We start from the raw sequence: 16,977 nt of genomic DNA, 5'->3' as shown, positions 1-16,977 counted from the left end.
TTTTTTTAAAATTTTAAAAAAATTGATAAACAAGAAAGCGCTTTATTTTGTATACTAGTTACTGTAAAGAGGAACCCCCTCAAGATTTTATCAGGAGGACAGCACATGTCACAAGAAAAATACATCATGGCTATTGACCAAGGAACTACTAGTTCTCGTGCCATCATTTTTAACAAAAAAGGAGAAAAGGTCAGCTCTAGTCAAAAAGAGTTCACTCAGATTTTCCCTCAAGCAGGTTGGGTTGAGCACAATGCCAATGAAATTTGGAACTCTGTTCAGTCAGTTATCGCGGGTGCTTTCATCGAAAGTGGTGTGAAACCAAGTCAAATCGAGGCCATCGGGATTACCAACCAGCGTGAAACAACTGTCGTCTGGGATAAGAAAACAGGGCTCCCTATCTATAATGCGATCGTTTGGCAATCACGTCAAACTGCTCCTCTGGCTGAACAACTAAAAAGCCAAGGTTATGTGGAAAAATTCCATGAAAAGACTGGTTTGATTATCGATGCTTACTTCTCAGCTACCAAGGTTCGTTGGATATTGGACCATGTAGAAGGCGCTCAAGAGCGAGCAGAAAAAGGAGAATTGCTCTTTGGTACTATCGATACTTGGTTAGTTTGGAAATTGACTGACGGTGCAGCTCACGTGACCGACTACTCAAACGCAGCTCGTACCATGCTCTATAACATCAAGGATCTTAAATGGGATGATGAGATTTTGGAAATCCTCAACATTCCGAAGGCTATGCTTCCAGAAGTTCGTTCTAACTCTGAAATCTATGGCAAGACAGCTCCATTCCATTTCTACGGTGGGAAAGTGCCAATTTCAGGTATGGCTGGGGACCAACAGGCAGCCCTCTTCGGTCAGTTGGCCTTTGAACCAGGTATGGTTAAAAATACCTACGGAACAGGTTCTTTCATCATTATGAATACTGGTGAAGAGATGCAGTTGTCTGAAAACAACCTTTTGACAACGATTGGATACGGAATCAACGGAAAGGTTTACTATGCCTTGGAAGGTTCTATCTTCATCGCAGGAAGTGCCATTCAGTGGCTTCGTGATGGACTTCGCATGGTTGAAAATTCACCAGAGTCTGAAAAATATGCTCTCAATTCTCACAACAATGACGAAGTTTATGTCGTACCTGCCTTTACAGGTCTAGGGGCTCCATACTGGAACCAAAATGCTCGTGGTTCGGTCTTTGGCTTGACTCGTGGGACAAGCAAAGAAGACTTTATCAAGGCTACTCTGCAATCCATCGCTTACCAAGTACGCGACATCATTGATACCATGCAGGTGGATGCCAAGACTGCTATTCAAGTCCTCAAAGTCGATGGTGGTGCAGCCATGAACAACTTCCTCATGCAGTTCCAGGCTGACATTTTGGGAATCGATATTGCCCGCGCTAAAAACTTGGAAACAACTGCCCTCGGTGCAGCCTTCCTAGCTGGTTTGGCAGTGGGTTACTGGAAGGATTTGGACGAGTTGAAACTCTTGAACGAGACAGGAGAACTCTTTGAGCCATCCATGAACGAATCGCGCAAGGAACAACTCTACAAGGGCTGGAAGAAGGCTGTGAAAGCAACGCAAGTCTTTGCGGAAATCGACGACTAATACTGTTTCTTGATGCAATGATCAGCTTAAGAATGAAACGACTCAGTTAGAAAGTGTGTAAATATGGAATTTTCAAAGAAAACACGAGAATTATCAATTAAAAAAATGCAGGAACGCACCCTGGACCTTTTGATTATCGGTGGGGGGATTACAGGAGCTGGTGTAGCCTTGCAGGCGGCAGCTAGTGGACTTGACACTGGATTGATTGAAATGCAGGACTTCGCAGAAGGAACATCTAGCCGTTCAACAAAATTGGTCCACGGAGGTCTGCGTTACCTCAAACAATTTGACGTGGAAGTGGTATCAGATACAGTTTCTGAGCGCGCGGTGGTTCAACAAATCGCTCCACACATTCCAAAACCAGATCCAATGCTCTTGCCTGTTTTTGATGAGGATGGAGCGACCTTTAGTCTCTTCCGTCTCAAAGTAGCCATGGACTTGTACGACCTTTTGGCAGGTGTTAACAATACGCCAGCTGCTAACAAGGTCTTGAGCAAGGAAGAAGTCTTGGAACGCCAGCCAAACTTGAAGAAAGAAGGCTTGGTAGGAGGTGGGGTTTATCTTGACTTCCGTAATAACGATGCGCGTCTCGTGATTGAAAACATCAAACGTGCCAACCAAGACGGTGCCCTCATTGCCAACCATGTTAAGGCAGAAGGCTTCCTCTTTGACGAAAGCGGCAAGATTACAGGTGTTGTAGCTCGTGATTTGTTGACAGACCAAGTCTTTGAAATCAAGGCTCGCCTAGTTATTAACACAACTGGACCTTGGAGCGACAAGGTACGCAATTTGTCTAATAAGGGAACGCAATTCTCACAAATGCGTCCAACTAAGGGAGTTCACTTGGTAGTGGACTCAAGCAAGATCAAGGTTTCACAGCCAGTTTACTTTGATACAGGTTTGGGAGACGGGCGTATGGTCTTTGTTCTCCCACGTGAAAACAAGACTTACTTTGGTACAACGGATACAGACTACACAGGTGATTTGGAACATCCAAAAGTGACGCAGGAAGATGTAGATTATCTACTTGGTATTGTCAACAACCGCTTCCCAGAAGCAAACATTACCATTGATGATATCGAAAGCAGCTGGGCTGGTCTTCGTCCATTGATTGCAGGCAATAGCGCTTCTGACTACAATGGCGGAAATAACGGAACCATTAGTGATGAGAGCTTCAATAGCTTGATTGCAACTGTCGAAGCTTATTTATCGAAAGAAAAAACGCGTGAAGATGTTGAATCTGCTGTCAGCAAGCTTGAAAGCAGCACATCTGAGAAACATTTGGATCCATCTGCAGTTTCTCGTGGTTCGAGCTTGGATCGTGATGATAATGGTCTTTTAACCCTTGCTGGTGGTAAAATCACAGACTACCGTAAGATGGCTGAAGGAGCTATGGAGCGCGTGGTTGACATCCTCAAAGCCGAATTTGACCGTAGCTTTAAACTGATCAACTCTAAGACTTATCCTGTTTCAGGTGGAGAATTGAACCCAGCAAATGTGGACTCAGAAATCGAAGCCTTTGCTCAACTTGGAGTGTCACGTGGTTTGGATAGCAAGGAAGCCCAGTATCTCGCAAATCTTTACGGTTCAAATGCACCGAAAGTCTTTGCCCTTGCTCACAGCTTGGAACAAGCGCCAGGACTCAGCTTGGCAGATACCTTGTCCCTTCACTATGCAATGCGCAATGAGTTGGCTCTGAGCCCAGTTGACTTCCTCCTTCGTCGTACCAACCACATGCTCTTTATGCGTGATAGTTTGGATAGCATCGTTGAGCCAGTTCTGGATGAAATGGGACGATTCTATGATTGGACCGAAGAAGAAAAAGCAGCCTACCGTGCGGATGTTGAAGCAGCTCTTGCTCAAAACGATTTGACAGAACTAAAAAATTAAAAAAGGAAAAGAGGTGGAGGGCAGCATTCCTTGTCGCCCACCCCTTCTTTTAAATGGAGACAAAGATATGATGAAAGAATTATTTGGAGAATTTTTGGGGACCTTAATCCTCATCCTCCTAGGAAATGGAGTTGTAGCAGGTGTGGTTCTTCCCAAAACCAAGAGCAACAATTCAGGATGGATTGTGATTACTATGGGATGGGGAATTGCTGTAGCCGTTGCAGCCTTTGTATCTGGCACGCTTAGTCCAGCCCACCTAAATCCAGCTGTGACGTTTGCTATGGCCTTAAAAGGAACGCTCTCTTGGGCTTCTGTTTTCCCTTATATCCTAGCCCAATTCGCAGGAGCGATGGTGGCTCAGATTTTGGTTTGGTTGCAATTCAAACCGCATTATGAGGCAGAAGAAAATGCAGACAATATCCTAGCAACCTTCAGTACTGGACCAGCAATCAAGAACACAGTATCGAACTTGATCAGCGAAATCCTTGGAACTTTTGTTTTGCTCTTGACAATCTTTGCCTTGGGACTCTATGACCTTCAAGCTGGTTTAGGGACCTTTGCAGTGGGGACCTTGATTGTCGGTATCGGTCTTTCACTAGGTGGGACAACGGGTTATGCCTTGAACCCAGCTCGTGACCTTGGACCTCGTATCATGCACAGCATCTTGCCAATTCCAAACAAGGGAGACGGGGACTGGTCTTATGCTTGGATTCCTGTTGTAGGACCTATTGTTGGTGCGGCCCTAGCAGTTCTCGTATTTTCACTTTTCTAAGATAAAAGAGTGATTGGCAACAGAGTTTGAGATGAAAATCTCAGGCTCTTTTTTGATGGGCAAAACATTAATATTTTAACTTATCTTAAAATAAGCTAAAACCAATTTTTAAGTTATGGTAAACAGTTGAAAAAAAGGTTGATAAAGTGGTAAAATGTTAGGAAGATAAGATGCTAACAATACATACTGATAGCTAATAGAAATAATATATTAATGGATAGCTTATGAAAAAACAACGAAATTTACATGTATTCTTAGGCCGGACGGCTCTATATTTTGTAATCTTACTTGGTTTGCTTTATTTTTTTAGTTACCTTGGTCAGAGCCAAGGCACCTTTATTTATAATGAGTTCTAGTTTAAAGGAGAAGAGGAACAGTGTCTAATAAACCGATAAAAGATATGATTGAAACGATTGAGCACTTTGCTCAAACGCAACCAACATATCCTGTCTACAATGTTTTAGGTCAAGAGCATACTTATGGTGATCTGAAGGCTGATTCAGATAGTTTAGCTGCAGCTATCGACCAACTAGGCTTGCCTGAGAAATCTCCAGTCGTCGTTTTTGGTGGTCAGGAATATGAGATGTTGGCTACCTTTGTAGCGCTAACTAAGTCAGGTCATGCCTATATCCCAATTGATAGCCATTCGGCCTTGGAAAGAGTTTCTGCTATCGTAGAAGTTGCAAAGCCAAGCTTGATTATTACTATCTCAGATTTTCCATTAGAGCAAACTAGCACACCGATGCTGAATTTAAAGCAAGTCCATGAAGCTTTTGCTCAAGCTTCCAGCTACGAGATGACCCATCCAGTCAAGGGAGATGACAACTACTACATCATCTTTACTTCTGGTACGACTGGTAAGCCTAAGGGAGTGCAGATCTCCCATGATAATCTCCTCAGCTTTACCAACTGGATGATTACAGATAAGGAATTTGCGACGCCAAGTCGTCCGCAAATGCTGGCTCAGCCCCCTTATTCTTTTGACCTATCTGTCATGTATTGGGCGCCAACCTTGGCACTGGGTGGCACGCTTTTCGCTCTTCCTTCAGCCATTACTCAGGACTTTAAGCAACTCTTTGCGATCATCTTTGCATTGCCAATCGCTATCTGGACCTCAACGCCTTCTTTTGCAGATATGGCCATGTTGTCAGAAGACTTTAACAGCGAGAAAATGCCTGGCATCACGCATTTCTACTTTGATGGTGAAGAATTGACGGTCAAAACTGCTCAAAAACTGCGCGAGCGATTCCCAGATGCTCGTATTATCAATGCCTATGGTCCAACAGAAGCGACAGTAGCTTTGTCAGCAGTTGCCGTCACTGATGAGATGTTGACGACTCTCAAACGCCTGCCAATCGGCTATACCAAGGCCGATTCTCCGACCTTTATCATTGATGAGGAAGGTAAGAAAGTTCCAAATGGTGAGCAAGGAGAAATCATTGTTTCAGGGCCAGCTGTTTCAAAAGGCTATATGAATAATCCTGAAAAAACGGCAGAAGCTTTCTTTGAGTTCGAAGGTCTTCCAGCCTACCACACAGGGGATGTAGGAACCATGACAGATGAGGGATTGCTTCTCTATGGTGGACGCATGGATTTCCAGATTAAGTTTAATGGTTATCGCATTGAGCTGGAAGATGTCTCTCAAAACCTCAACAAGTCTCGCTTTATCGAGTCGGCTGTTGCTGTCCCACGTTATAACAAGGACCACAAGGTACAAAATCTACTGGCCTATGTCATCCTAAAAGACGGTGTCCGTCAGCAGTTTGAGCGTGATATCGATATTACCAAGGCTATCAAGGAAGACCTAGCAGATATCATGATGTCCTATATGATGCCGTCTAAGTTTCTTTATCGAGATAGTTTACCACTAACGCCTAATGGTAAAATTGACATCAAGGGCTTGATCAATGAGGTAAACAGCCAATGATGGAGCTTTATAAACAGCTACCTCATTTGGAACCTTATGGTGATCTTCAGTACTTTTTATACGTAATTGCTGCGACTTTACCTATCTTTATTGGTCTTTTTTTCAAGAAACGTTTTGCCTTGTACGAGGTGTTTGTTAGTCTCTTCTTTATCCTCACCATGTTGGTCGGTGGAAAGACGAATCAAATAAGCGCTTTGATCCTTTATGTTATCTGGCAAGTACTTCTTGTATCTTTCTACAAAAGGTACAGGAAACAACGGGATAGTAAATGGATATTTTACCTGGTTAGCTTTCTATCCCTATTGCCAATCGTCTTTGTGAAAGTATCTCCTGCTATTCATGGACCTCAATCTTTGTTTGGATTTTTAGGGATTTCTTACTTGACCTTTCGTGCAGTTGGGGTTATCGTTGAGTTGAGAGACGGTGTCATCAAGGAATTAACGATTTGGCAATTCTTACGTTTTCTTCTCTTTATGCCGACTTTCTCAAGTGGTCCTATTGATCGTTTCAAACGCTTCAATGAAAATTACGAGACCATTCCTGAACGGGATGAGTTGATGGACATGCTAGAAGAGGCTGTCAAATATATCATGCTTGGCTTCCTCTACAAGTTTATCTTGGCTCACATTTTAGGAGAGACATTATTGCCTCCGCTGAAAAATTTGGCCTTGCAGACAGGTGGTTTCTTTAACCTCTACGCTTTAGCGGTCATGTACACCTTTGGTCTGGAGCTCTTTTTTGACTTTGCGGGCTACTCTATGTTTGCCTTAGCCATTTCAAACTTGATGGGTATTCATAGTCCTATCAACTTTAACAAGCCCTTTTTGTCAAGGGATTTAAAAGAGTTTTGGAATCGCTGGCACATGAGTCTGTCTTTCTGGTTCCGTGACTTTGTCTTTATGCGGATGGTCATGGTGTTGACCAGAAAGAAGGTCTTTAAAAATCGCAATGTCACTTCAAGTGTAGCCTATATTCTCAATATGCTGATTATGGGATTTTGGCATGGTGTGACCTGGTACTACATCGCCTATGGACTTTTTCATGGGATTGGGCTGGTCATCAATGATGCTTGGGTTCGTAAGAAAAAAGCGCTCAATAAAGAACGGAAAAAAGCTGGAAAGGGTTCCTTACCTGAGAATCGCTGGATTCAGTTGCTTGGCATGGTTGTCACCTTCCATGTCGTGATGGTTTCATTCTTAATCTTTTCTGGATTTTTGAATGATTTATGGTTTAAAAAATAAAAGGATATAAAAAATGGATATCAAATCAGAAGTTATTGAAATTATTGATGAGTTGTTTATGGAAGATGTTTCTGACATGATGGATGAAGATCTTTTTGATGCCGGTGTCTTGGATAGCATGGGAACGGTTGAATTGATTGTGGAGATTGAAAACCGTTTTGACATTCGTGTTCCAGTGACGGAGTTCGGTCGTGATGACTGGAATACGGCTAATAAAATCGTAGAAGGTATTACGGAGTTGAAGAATGCTTAAACGCTTGTGGCTGATCTTCGGGCCTATCTTCATTGCTGGATTTTTGGTTCTTCTACTCATCTTTTTTTATCCAGGTACAACAAGCCATAATCTGACGGAGGAGAAATACTCGGCGGCTTCTGTTAGTGCAGAGAGTTTTAAAGAGCGAAGCCAAAAAGTAAGGGCTCTTACGGATCCAAATATGCGTTTTATTCCTTTTCTAGGGTCCAGTGAATGGATTCGATTTGATAGTGTCCATCCAGCTGTTTTAGCAGAAAAATACCATCGTCCCTATCGTCCTTACTTTCTAGGTCAAGCAGGAGCAGCCTCTCTCAATCAATATTTTGGTCTACAGCAAATTTTGCCAGAAATAGAGAATAAGCAGGCTGTATTTGTGATTTCGCCTCAGTGGTTTACGGAGACAGATTATGAACCCGCAGCGTTTCAGAGATTTTTTAACAGTGACCAATTAACAGCTTTTTTGGGAAATCAATCTGGTGACATTGCTGCAAAGCATGCGGCTATTCGATTGTTAAAGCAGAATCCTAATGTTGCATTGAAAGGCATTGTTCAAAAACTGTCAAAGGGTGAAGAATTATCAGATGTTGATCAGGTTGCTATTGATATTTTTGCGCGATTCAACGAAAAACAATCCGCTCTCTTTGGACAATTCTCCATTCGAGGACAACTCAAGTACAAGGAACACGTGGAGAACTATTTAAAAGATCTTCCGGATCAATTTTCTTATGATGAGTTAGAAAAAATTGTTCGTAAGGACGCAGAAGCAAATACGACCAATAACGATATGGGGATGGAAAATCATTTCTATACGAGAGAGATTCAAAAGGATTTAAAAAAATGGGAAGGGTATCAAAAAAATTACAACTTCCTCAAGTCCTCTGAATACAATGATTTGCAGCTGGTCCTCAATCAATTTGCTAAGTCGAATGTCAATGTGCTCTTTGTCATTCAGCCGGTTAACAAGAAGTGGATGGAGTACACAGGGCTCAGCGAAGAGATGTATCAACATGCAGTGGAGAAAATTCGTTACCAATTAGAAAGTCAGGGTTTTACCAATATTGCTGATTTTTCAAAAAATGGAGGGGACCCTTATTTTGTTAAGGACACCATTCATCTAGGATGGTTAGGTTGGCTGGCTTTTGATAAGGTTGTCAATCCTTTCTTGACGGATCCGAAACCAGCTCCAGACTACAAGATGAATGACCGCTTCTTTAGCAAGGACTGGGCGACCTATGATGGGAACATCAAAGATTTCAAATAAAATGGTCTAAAGGTTTGGGATTTAAACCCAAGCTTTTTTGTTTAAATGGCGAATATTTAAGATGAAAATAGGTCAAAAGTTTCAAAATTTTTAGAAATAGCGTATAATATAAAAGAGAAAAAGAAAAGAAAGGGATTTTAAAATGAACAAACGTTCTTTGTTACCTGTCTTATCGACAGCCCTGTTAGCTCCAGCCTTCTTAGCTGGACAAGTCTATGCTGAAGAAGCAACAACTCCTGCAGAAAGTTCAGCTGTTGTAGCGACTCCAGCTACGTCGGCGACTCCAGCTCCTGTTGAGAGCCCTGCGGTACCGGAAACTTCGGCAACTTCAGAAGCGGTTGTACCTGCAGAAACTCCGTCAGCTCCTGCTGAATCTACCAAAAGCGAAGAAAAGGACACCGTTATCTTACACACCAATGATGTCCATGGTCGTATTGTAGAGGAAAAGGGAGTAATTGGAGATGCCAAGTTAGCGACTGTCATTGAACAGGAGCGTGCGAAGTCAAATCAAAATACTCTGGTAGTTGATGCGGGAGACGCTTTTCAAGGTTTACCGATTTCCAACTCTACTAAGGGTGAAGCGCGTGCTGAAATTCTTAATCAGATGCAGTATGATGCCATGGCAGTAGGAAACCATGAGTTTGACTTTGGTCTTGATGAAGTTAAAAAATACAAGGAAATCTTGAAATTCCCATTACTTAGCTCAAATACCTATGTCAATGGAGCTCGTCTTTTTGAAGCTTCTACAATCGTTGATAAAGATAAGACTGTGGAAGGTGATGAATTTGTTGTAATCGGCGTGACAACACCTGAAACAGCAACCAAAACTCACCCTAAAAATGTCAAAGGGGTAACTTTTACAGATCCAATCTCTGAAGTCAATAAGGTCATCGAAGAAGTTCAAGCCAAGGCTCGTGCAGAAGGTAAGGACTACAAACACTATGTTGTGCTCGCTCACTTGGGTGTAGATACCACAACCCCAGTCGAATGGCGTGGTTCAACTTTGGCAGAAGCCTTGTCTAAAAATCCTCGTTTGAAAGGGAAACGCGTAACAGTAATCGACGGTCACTCTCATACAGTAGAATCAACGACCTATGGAGACAATGTTACCTATAACCAAACAGGGAGTTACCTTCATAATGTAGGGAAAATCACCTACAAATCACGTCAGCTTTTGGGCAATCCAACTCAGATTCCGGCTGCTGATGCTAAAAAATTACCAGCCAATCCAACAGTTGAAAAACTAGTCAAAGACATTAAACAAAAATACGATGCTGAAAATGCTGTTGAAGTCGTTTCAAACAGCCCTGTAGAACTCAACGGAGATCGTGAAAATGTTCGGGTTCGTGAAACTAACCTCGGAAACGTCGTAGCGAACTCGCTCTATCAGTATGGTCAAACAGGATTTAGCCATCCGACAGACATCGCTGTGACAAATGGTGGTGGCTTGCGTGAAACCATTGCAAAAGGCAAACCAATTACTAAAGGAAATGTCATTGCCGTTCTTCCGTTTGGAAATACCATCTCACAAATCCAAGTGACTGGGCAACAAGTCTTGGATATGTTTGAAAAGTCACTCGGATCTATCTTGCAGGTCGATAAAGATGGCAAGAAGGTCTTGGATGAGAACGGACAACCATTGTTAGAACCAAGTGGTGGTTTCTTGCAAGTTTCAGGTGTGAAGGTCTACTATGATACCAACCTACCATCAGGTAAACGTGTCTTGGCCATCCAGGTCAAAAACCGCACGACTGGTCGTTATGATCTTCTAGACCTTGCAAAAACTTACTATCTTGCAACCAATGATTTCCTAGCTGCAGGTGGTGATGGTTACACTATGTTAGGTGGTGCGCGAGAAGAAGGTCCTTCTATGGATGCAGCCTTTGAAGAGTATCTTAAAACCGCTGATTTGACCCAGTATGAAAAGATCAATCCGAACTCACGGACGATTTCTGTGGATTCTACAACTTTTAGTCTACCAGTAGAAACGCCTCAAACGAATGCGGCTGCTAACGATGCGACTACAAATGTACCACTTACTTATGAGGTGGCAGGTCAATTTAGCAAGAAGGCGGTTGTCTCAGAAAAAGCTCTCCCAAATACAGGAAGTGAACAATCCATCTTCTTGCTCTTGATGGGAATGGTAGCTGGTCTGGCAGGTATCTTATCGAGCCGAAAACCAAAGCAAAAATAGGTTAAATTTCATATCTAGAAGAGTCTAGGGAAACGTTTTTACGCCTTTTTCCCTTGACTCTTTTTTGGTTTATGATATAATTAACCAGTAAAGAATCGGTGGCTATCTATGTTTTTTTACGAAAAAGATAGCTAGGGAAGGAGTAACACATGAGACAGCTTGCGCAGGAAATCGATAACTTTTTAAACGAGGTGATCTTGAGATCTGAGAACCAGCATGAAATTCTAATCGGGCATTGCACGAGTGACGTTGCCTTGACCAATACTCAGGAACACATCCTCATGCTCTTGTCGGAAGAATCCCTAACCAACTCGGAGTTGGCCCGTCGCCTTAATGTCAGTCAGGCGGCAGTGACCAAGGCTATCAAATCTTTGGTCAAAGAGGGTATGTTAGAGACATCCAGAGATCCCAAAGATGCGCGTGTGATCTTTTATCAACTGACAGAGCTGGCTCGACCAGTGGCAGAGGAACACCACCATCATCATGAACACACGCTCTTAGCCTATGAACAAGTGGCAAGTCAGTTTACTCCAAATGAACAAGAAGTTATCCAGCGGTTTTTAACTGCTTTAGTAGGAGAAATCAAATAATGCGGTATATTACAGTAGAGGACTTGTCTTTCTATTATGACAAGGAACCTGTCCTCGAACATATCAACTACAGTGTTGATAGTGGGGAGTTTGTCACCCTGACTGGTGAAAATGGAGCTGCCAAGACGACGCTGATTAAGGCAAGTCTAGGCATCTTGCAACCAAGATTTGGTAAGGTAACCATCTCAAAGACAAACACTCATGGGAAAAAGCTTAGGATCGCTTATCTTCCCCAGCAGATTGCCAGTTTTAATGCTGGTTTTCCAAGTACGGTTTATGAATTTGTCAAGTCGGGTCGTTATCCGCGAAAGGGCTGGTTCCGTCGTTTGAATGCCCATGATGAGGAGCATATCAAGGCTAGTCTAGACTCGGTTGGTATGTGGGAACACCGTGACAAACGAATTGGGTCCCTCTCGGGAGGGCAAAAGCAACGAGCAGTGATTGCTCGGATGTTTGCTTCTGACCCAGATATCTTCGTCTTGGATGAGCCGACGACAGGGATGGATGCAGGAAGCAAAAATGAATTTTACGAACTCATGCACCATAGTGCTCATCATCATGGCAAGGCTGTTTTGATGATTACCCATGACCCTGAGGAAGTCAAGGACTATGCGGATCGCAATATCCATCTGGTTCGTAACCAAGATTCGCCATGGCGTTGTTTTAACGTTCACGAAAGCGACCAGGAGGTGGACCATGCTTAGTTTGTTATCTTATGACTTCATGCAGCGTGCCTTCTTGGCGGTCATTGCCATGAGTCTCTTTTCTCCAGTTCTTGGGACCTTCCTTATCTTACGTCGTCAGAGTCTCATGAGTGATACCCTCAGTCACGTTTCTCTGTCAGGGGTAGCCTTTGGTCTGGTTTTGGGAATTTCTCCAACTATTTCAACCATTGCTATTGTCTTGATCGCAGCGGTCTTTCTAGAGTATCTCCGGACAGTCTATAAGAACTTTATGGAAATCGGGACAGCCATCCTCATGTCAACAGGACTTGCAGTGTCTCTGATTGTCATGAGTAAGGGGAAAAGTTCGAGTTCCATGAGTTTGGACCAATATCTCTTTGGTTCGATTGTAACCATTAGCCAGGAGCAGGTGCTATTCCTCTTTGCCATTGCGGCGGTCGTTTTACTCTTGACTTTCTTATTCTTGCGACCAATGTATATCCTGACCTTTGATGAGGACACGGCTTTTGTAGATGGCTTGCCAGTTCGTACCATGTCTATCCTCTTTAACATGGTGACAGGGGTGGCCATTGCCCTTATGATTCCAGCTGCAGGAGCCCTTTTGGTGTCGACCATTATGGTCTTGCCGGCTAGCATTGCCCTTCGTCTGGGGAAAAACTTTAAATCCGTTATGTTACTAGCCAGCGCTATTGGCTTTTTGGGAATGGTGGCAGGTCTCTATATTTCCTACTATGCAGAAACCCCTGCCAGTGCTAGTATCACCATTATCTTTGTAGCTGTCTTTTTGTTAGTCAGTCTACTGAAACGTTTTATCAAATAGGAGAATGAAATGAAAAAACTGAGCTTACTACTAGCTAGTCTATGTGCCCTGTTTTTAGTGGCTTGTTCCAATCAAAAACAGGCAGATGGGAAGCTAAATATCGTGACAACCTTTTACCCTGTCTACGAATTTACCAAACAAGTCGCAGGAGATACTGCTAATGTAGAACTCCTCATCGGTGCTGGTACAGAACCCCATGAGTATGAACCGTCTGCCAAGGCAGTTGCCAAAATCCAAGATGCAGATACCTTTGTCTATGAAAATGAAAACATGGAAACTTGGGTTCCAAAATTGCTAGAATCCTTGGATAAGAAAAAGGTGAAAACTATCAAGGCGACAGGTGATATGCTGCTCCTACCAGGAGGTGAGGAAGAAGAGGAAGGGCATGATCATGGCGGCGAGGGTCACCATCACGACTACGATCCTCATGTTTGGCTTTCACCAGCACGCGCCATCAAACTGGTAGAGCATATCCGTGACAGCTTGTCAGCAGATTATCCTGATAAAAAAGAGACTTTTGAAAAGAACGCTGCTGCCTATATCGAAAAATTGCAAGTCTTGGACAAGGCCTACACAGATGGCTTGTCTCAAGCTAAACAAAAGAGCTTTGTGACCCAGCACGCTGCCTTTAACTACCTTGCCTTGGACTATGGTCTCAAGCAAGTATCCATCTCAGGTCTATCACCAGATGCAGAGCCATCAGCAGCACGTTTGGCAGAATTAACAGAGTATATTAAGAAAAACAAGATTTCTTATATCTACTTTGAAGAAAATGCCTCACAAGCCCTCGCCAATACACTTTCAAAAGAAACAGGTGTCAAACTAGACGTGCTCAATCCGCTAGAAAGTCTAACAGAAGAAGCAACCAAGGATGGTGAGGACTATATCTCTGTGATGGAGAAAAACCTCAAGGCTTTGAAACAAACAACGGACCAAGAAGGACCAGAAATCGAGCCAGAGAAGGAAGAAAACACTAAGACAGTTCACAACGGTTACTTTGAGGATGCAGATGTCAAAGATCGTACCTTGAGTGACTATGTTGGCAACTGGCAGTCAGTTTATCCTTTCCTTGAAGATGGGACCTTTGATCAAGTCTTTGACTACAAGGCTAAGTTGACTGGTAAGATGACCAAGGATGAGTACAAGGCTTACTATAGAAAAGGCTATCAGACAGATGTGACTAAGATCAACATCACGGACAACACTATGGAATTTGTTCAAGGTGGCCAAAGCAAGAAATTCACCTACAAGTATGTCGGCAAGAAAATCTTGACATATAAGAAAGGCAACCGTGGTGTGCGCTTCCTCTTTGAAGCGACAGATGCGGACGCTGGACAATTCAAGTATGTTCAGTTTAGTGACCACAATATCGCCCCAGTTAAGGCAGGACATTTCCATATCTTCTTTGGAGGTACTAGCCAAGAAGCCCTCTTTGAAGAGATGGATAACTGGCCAACCTACTACCCAGATAACCTATCTGGCCAAGAAATCGCTCAAGAAATGTTGGCGCATTGATGCAAGAGAGAATCCCGCAAATCTGCGGGATTTTTTGCTAGAAACGATTAGGTTGTTAGGTATTATAGTACCACAGTTGTGCTGTTCACAATGTGATAAGGCAGTCATTTTCTACTGGCTGCTTCTCACTAGCTGGCGAATGCAAAAGCTACGATTGTACAAATTATAGAATCTTTTCAGGGGATTTAGGAAGGGATCTTAGTCATATTGACGTTGCTATCGCTTTTTGTTATAGTCAAAGAGAGAGCGGTCTGGAACACTAGTTTATTCACAGTCTGTGGATAAGTCTTGGAGGAAATGACATACAACTCAGGGTGTTGAAGTATCCTGAAAATAGTTCCGTATATTAGTGACTTTCTAGAAAGCTAGTAGAAACCCTAGTACAGAACTATTTGACAAAGGTATGTTTAAGGTGACAGGTGAGCTAGAGACTGAAAAAACTAGTTTTTAGGAATGTTTTCTTATCCACAAGTTGTGGATAACTTTGTGAACAAGAGAAAGAGATACGAGATGATGACGAACATAAAACCACATGGACCATTACCAAGCCAGGCCAAGCTGGATTATTTAGAGGATGAACTAGCTGCCTTTATCCATTTTGGTCCCAATACCTTTTATGACCAAGAATGGGGAAGTGGGCAAGAGGATCCCAAGCGTTTTAACCCGACCAAGTTGGATGCGCGTGAATGGATTCGAGTGCTCAAAGAAACGGGTTTTAAAAAGCTGATTTTGGTGGTCAAGCACCACGATGGTTTTGTGCTCTATCCGTCAGCCCATACAGATTATTCGGTCAAGGCTAGCCCTTGGAGGAAAGGAGCGGGGGACTTGCTCCTTGAAGTTTCCCAGGCTGCAACTGAGTTTGACATGGATATGGGAGTGTATTTGTCTCCTTGGGATGCTCACAGTCCCCTCTATCACGTGGACCGAGAAGCGGATTACAATGCCTACTATCTGGCTCAATTGAAGGAAATCTTGTCAAATCCTGCTTATGGCAATGCTGGGAAGTTCACTGAGGTGTGGATGGATGGTGCTCGAGGCGAAGGGGCCCAGAAGGTCAACTATGAGTTTGAGACTTGGTTTGAAACCATTCGTGACTTGCAAGGCGATTGTTTGATTTTCTCAACTGAAGGGACCAGTATCCGCTGGATTGGAAATGAACGAGGCTATGCAGGGGATCCCTTGTGGCAAAAAGTCAAACTAGACCAGTTAGGAACAGAGGCGGAATTAGATTATCTACAGCACGGAGACCCCTTTGGGACGCTATTTTCAATCGGTGAGGCAGATGTTTCTCTTCGGCCGGGCTGGTTTTACCATGAGGATCAGGACCCCAAGTCTCTCGAGGAATTGGTCGAAATCTACTTTCACTCGGTGGGTCGGGGTACACCTCTCTTACTCAATATTCCGCCAAACCAAGATGGACTCTTTGACGAAAAGGATATCCGGCGACTGTATGAATTTGCTGCCTACCGTGACACACTCTATAGGGAAGATTTAGCTCTGGGAGCCAAGGTATCTGGACTTGCTCTATCACCAGACTTTGCCTGTCATCATCTGACAGATGGACTGGAAACTAGTTCATGGGCAAGTGATTCAGAGTTGCCAATCCAATTAGAGCTCGATTTAGGATCACCTAAAACATTTGATGTGATTGAGTTAAGAGAAGATTTGAAGTTGGGGCAACGCATCGCTGCTTTTCATGTTCAGGTAGAGTTGGATGGTGTCTGGCAGGAGTTTGGGTCTGGTTATACTGTTGGCTACAAACGTCTCTTACGAGGATCAGTCGTTGAGGCGCAGAAGATACGCGTGACCATTACAGAGGCACAGGCTTTGCCTTTGTTGACCAAGATTTCACTCTATAAAACACCTAGCTTGTCAAAAAAAGAAGCTGTTCAGCAACTAGAGTTTTCAGAAAAAAGTCTAGTTGTGATTAAGGGAGAAAATGTCCACTTTACAGTTAAGCGAAGAGAATCTAGCAGTCCTTTAGAAGCTAAGATTTCGATTCAACCAGGGACGGGTGTGCATGGTGTCGCTTATCGGGACGAGATTCAAGTCCTTACGTTTCAAGCTGGTGAGACTGAAAGAAGGCTAACGCTACCAACCTTGTATTTTGCAAGAGATAAAAGCTTAGATTTTTATCTGAATTTGACAGTAGATGGTCAGCTGGTTGACCAGCTTCAGGTCCAAGTTTCATAAAAGAAGAACCTTTGCGCGATGCAA

At 43.2% G+C, this 16,977-nt stretch carries 14 protein-coding genes; all 14 read left to right on the top strand.

What is annotated here, in order from left to right; translation table 11 throughout:
- The first annotated feature begins 105 nt into the window (after positions 1-105).
- Positions 106-1,614 (top strand): glycerol kinase GlpK, encoded by a 1,509-nt coding sequence (gene glpK, locus HMPREF2655_RS00995; protein WP_070837196.1) that lies wholly within the window; start codon positions 106-108, stop codon positions 1,612-1,614.
- 63 nt (positions 1,615-1,677) lie between these two features.
- Positions 1,678-3,504, top strand: coding sequence for a type 1 glycerol-3-phosphate oxidase (gene glpO, locus HMPREF2655_RS00990; protein ID WP_070837194.1), 1,827 nt, complete (start codon positions 1,678-1,680; stop codon positions 3,502-3,504).
- 67 nt (positions 3,505-3,571) lie between these two features.
- Complete coding sequence (locus HMPREF2655_RS00985) at positions 3,572-4,276, top strand: MIP/aquaporin family protein (RefSeq protein WP_000975170.1); 705 nt, start codon at positions 3,572-3,574, stop codon at positions 4,274-4,276.
- A gap of 224 nt (positions 4,277-4,500) precedes the next feature.
- Positions 4,501-4,632: a teichoic acid D-Ala incorporation-associated protein DltX gene (locus HMPREF2655_RS00980; protein ID WP_008276434.1), complete on the top strand. Its 132-nt coding sequence runs from the start codon at positions 4,501-4,503 to the stop codon at positions 4,630-4,632.
- 20 nt (positions 4,633-4,652) lie between these two features.
- Positions 4,653-6,203, top strand: coding sequence for a D-alanine--poly(phosphoribitol) ligase subunit DltA (dltA, locus tag HMPREF2655_RS00975; RefSeq protein WP_002880946.1), 1,551 nt, complete (start codon positions 4,653-4,655; stop codon positions 6,201-6,203).
- Entirely contained in the window at positions 6,200-7,444 is a 1,245-nt protein-coding gene (gene dltB, locus HMPREF2655_RS00970) for a D-alanyl-lipoteichoic acid biosynthesis protein DltB (protein WP_000970386.1), read from the top strand. Before dltA ends, dltB begins: the two co-directional genes overlap by 4 nt.
- A 13-nt stretch (positions 7,445-7,457) precedes the next feature.
- Positions 7,458-7,697, top strand: a complete 240-nt coding sequence (dltC, locus tag HMPREF2655_RS00965) for a D-alanine--poly(phosphoribitol) ligase subunit DltC (protein WP_000351972.1) — start codon at positions 7,458-7,460, stop codon at positions 7,695-7,697.
- Positions 7,690-8,958: a D-alanyl-lipoteichoic acid biosynthesis protein DltD gene (gene dltD, locus HMPREF2655_RS00960; protein ID WP_000919834.1), complete on the top strand. Its 1,269-nt coding sequence runs from the start codon at positions 7,690-7,692 to the stop codon at positions 8,956-8,958. The genes dltC and dltD overlap by 8 nt, the downstream gene beginning before the upstream one ends.
- Positions 8,959-9,100: 142 nt before the next feature.
- Entirely contained in the window at positions 9,101-11,152 is a 2,052-nt protein-coding gene (gene nt5e / locus HMPREF2655_RS00955) for a cell surface ecto-5'-nucleotidase Nt5e (RefSeq protein ID WP_070837192.1), read from the top strand.
- 149 nt (positions 11,153-11,301) lie between these two features.
- Positions 11,302-11,742 (top strand): zinc-dependent transcriptional regulator AdcR, encoded by a 441-nt coding sequence (gene adcR, locus HMPREF2655_RS00950; RefSeq protein ID WP_001249328.1) that lies wholly within the window; start codon positions 11,302-11,304, stop codon positions 11,740-11,742.
- On the top strand, positions 11,742-12,446 hold the full coding sequence (locus tag HMPREF2655_RS00945; RefSeq protein ID WP_001269482.1) for a metal ABC transporter ATP-binding protein: 705 nt from the start codon (positions 11,742-11,744) through the stop codon (positions 12,444-12,446). The genes adcR and HMPREF2655_RS00945 overlap by 1 nt, the downstream gene beginning before the upstream one ends.
- A complete protein-coding gene (locus tag HMPREF2655_RS00940; RefSeq protein WP_000950027.1) occupies positions 12,439-13,245 on the top strand; it encodes a metal ABC transporter permease in 807 nt (268 codons plus the stop codon). The genes HMPREF2655_RS00945 and HMPREF2655_RS00940 overlap by 8 nt, the downstream gene beginning before the upstream one ends.
- A 9-nt stretch (positions 13,246-13,254) precedes the next feature.
- Complete coding sequence (locus tag HMPREF2655_RS00935) at positions 13,255-14,760, top strand: zinc ABC transporter substrate-binding protein AdcA (protein WP_000736542.1); 1,506 nt, start codon at positions 13,255-13,257, stop codon at positions 14,758-14,760.
- Positions 14,761-15,273: 513 nt separating this feature from the next.
- On the top strand, positions 15,274-16,953 hold the full coding sequence (locus HMPREF2655_RS00930; RefSeq protein ID WP_070837255.1) for an alpha-L-fucosidase: 1,680 nt from the start codon (positions 15,274-15,276) through the stop codon (positions 16,951-16,953).
- Positions 16,954-16,977 lie beyond the last annotated feature (24 nt).

It is taken from the genome of Streptococcus sp. HMSC066F01 (genome assembly GCF_001837335.1).
Classification (GTDB): Bacteria; Bacillota; Bacilli; order Lactobacillales; family Streptococcaceae; genus Streptococcus; species Streptococcus oralis_S.
This window is presented reverse-complemented; position numbering and strand designations above follow the sequence as displayed.